Source organism: Anoxybacillus sp. MB8 (assembly GCF_011006755.1).
GTDB lineage: Bacteria > Bacillota > Bacilli > Bacillales > Anoxybacillaceae > Anoxybacillus > Anoxybacillus gonensis.
Genome location: NZ_RXXX01000098.1, coordinates 1 through 1069 on the forward strand (window position 1 = coordinate 1; position 1069 = coordinate 1069).

Below are 1069 nucleotides of genomic sequence, written 5' to 3' on the forward strand. Positions count from 1 at the left end.
CACGTGTCGCCACGCTTCCACCTCGGACCTATCTACCTTGTCATCTTCAAGGGATCTTACTCGCTTGACGCGATGGGAAATCTCATCTTGAGGGGGGCTTCACGCTTAGATGCTTTCAGCGCTTATCCCTTCCGCACATAGCTACCCAGCTGTGCCCCTGGCGGGACAACTGGTACACCAGCGGTGCGTCCATCCCGGTCCTCTCGTACTAAGGACAGCTCCTCTCAAATTTCCTACGCCCGCGACGGATAGGGACCGAACTGTCTCACGACGTTCTGAACCCAGCTCGCGTACCGCTTTAATGGGCGAACAGCCCAACCCTTGGGACCGACTACAGCCCCAGGATGCGATGAGCCGACATCGAGGTGCCAAACCTCCCCGTCGATGTGGACTCTTGGGGGAGATAAGCCTGTTATCCCCGGGGTAGCTTTTATCCGTTGAGCGATGGCCCTTCCATTCGGAACCACCGGATCACTAAGCCCGACTTTCGTCCCTGCTCGACTTGTAGGTCTCGCAGTCAAGCTCCCTTCTGCCTTTACACTCTACGAATGATTTCCAACCATTCTGAGGGAACCTTTGGGCGCCTCCGTTACGCTTTGGGAGGCGACCGCCCCAGTCAAACTGCCCACCTGACACTGTCTCCCACCCCGATCAGGGGTGCGGGTTAGAATCTCAGTACGACAAGGGTGGTATCCCAACGGCGACTCCACCTAGACTGGCGTCCAGGCTTCTCAGTCTCCCACCTATGCTGTACATGTCGCACCAACATTCAATATCAGGCTGCAGTAAAGCTCCACGGGGTCTTTCCGTCCTGTCGCGGGTAACCTGCATCTTCACAGGTACTATGATTTCACCGGGTCTCTCGTTGAGACAGTGCCCAAGTCGTTACACCTTTCGTGCGGGTCGGAACTTACCCGACAAGGAATTTCGCTACCTTAGGACCGTTATAGTTACGGCCGCCGTTTACTGGGGCTTCGGTTCGCACCTTCGCTTGCGCTAAGCGCTCCCCTTAACCTTCCAGCACCGGGCAGGTGTCAGCCCCTATACTTCGCCTTACGGCTTCGCAGAG

1 rRNA gene is annotated in these 1069 nt (G+C 56.8%); it reads right to left on the bottom strand.

What is annotated here, in order from left to right:
* Nucleotides 1-1069 (bottom strand): 23S ribosomal RNA (locus EKC99_RS15275); the annotation flags it as partial.